Raw genomic sequence first — 1,399 nt, forward strand, 5'->3', positions numbered from 1 at the left:
TCAGGGAGGTCGCCATCACCGAGAGCGACCGTCCGGTCCGCGTCGCGGTGAGCTCGTCCGGGCTCAGCGGCACGAACGTCCACGTGATCGCGGAAGGCGTCGAGCCCGCCGCAGCCCCGCCCCCGCGGGAGCGCTCGGCCGGCCCCTACGTGCTGCTCGCCTCGGCCTTCCACCAGGCGGGCGTGGATGCCCAGGTCGCCGGCATGGCGGAGCGGGTGGCCGCGGAACCCGGCGGGCTCGGTGACCTCACCGCCTCCGCCGCCACCCGGCGCACCCATGAGCGGCACCGGTTCGCAGCGGTCGCGGCGGACCCACAGGAGCTGGCGGCGGCGCTCGGCGGGGCCGAGGAGGCGCCGGACGGCGCGTACTTCGGCGCCGTGGACCCCGAGGGCGCCCCGGAGCCGGTGTTCGTATACTCCGGCCAGGGCGCGCAGTGGGCCGGCATGGCGATGGACCTGTACGACGCCTCACCCGTGTTCCGCGAGGCCCTCGACGAGTGCGACGCCCTGATCCGGCGGGACGTGCGCTGGTCACTGATCGACGAGTTGCGACGGGACGAGGACAGCCGGCTCGACCGCACCGATATCGCCCAGCCCGCCCTCCTCGCCGTGCAGGTGGCGCTGACCGGCTGGCTCGCCGACTGCGGCATCCGGCCTGCGGCCGTGGTCGGACACAGCGTCGGGGAGATCGCCGCCGCGCACGCGGCGGGCGCGATCTTCTGCGCCGACGCCGTGCGGCTGGCCGTCCAGCGTGGCCTGATCCTGCAGGAGACGGCGGGCCGGGGCGTCATGCTGGCGGTCCGCGCGGACCGCCAGACGGTCCTGGCGGTGCTGGCCGACACCGGCGTGCCGGTGGTGGTCGCCGCCGTCAACGGACCGGAGGCGGTGGTGCTCAGCGGCCCCGCGGACGCCGTGCACGCCGCTGCGGCGGCCGTCGAGGCGCGCGGTCTGCGGTGCAAGCAGCTGGCCGGCGGCTACGCATTCCACAGCCCGGTGGTGGCCGACTGCGGCCCGCGGCTGCGGGAGGCGCTGGCCGGCCTCACCATCGCCGAATCCTCGGTACGGCTGGTCTCCAGTGTGCTGCCGGACGACCCGGACGTGCGCGTCGACGCCGACTATTGGGAGCGCAACCTCACCGACCCGGTCCTGCTGTGGCCCGCGGTCGACCGGCTGCTCGCCGAGGGCGACCGGGCGTTCATTGAGATCGGTCCGCACCCCACGCTGGTCCGGCCGCTCGCGGACGCCGTCCGCCACCGCGGTCGCCGCGGTCCGGTGGCGGCCACCCTGCGCCGCGGTGAGCCCGGGCTGCTCGCCCTGCACAAGACCGTCGCGCAGCTCCACGTCACCGGTGTCGACGTGGACTGGACGAAGATCACGGGAACACCTGACCGGTACCGGAC

At 75.4% G+C, this 1,399-nt stretch carries 1 protein-coding gene; it reads left to right on the forward strand.

Annotated elements, in window-relative coordinates; genetic code table 11:
• A partial coding sequence (locus AC13HU_RS37195; RefSeq protein ID WP_483046420.1) for an acyltransferase domain-containing protein occupies window positions 1-1,399 on the forward strand: 1,399 nt, incomplete at both ends.

The sequence above is a fragment of the Streptomyces sp. NH27 genome, from assembly GCF_056859195.1.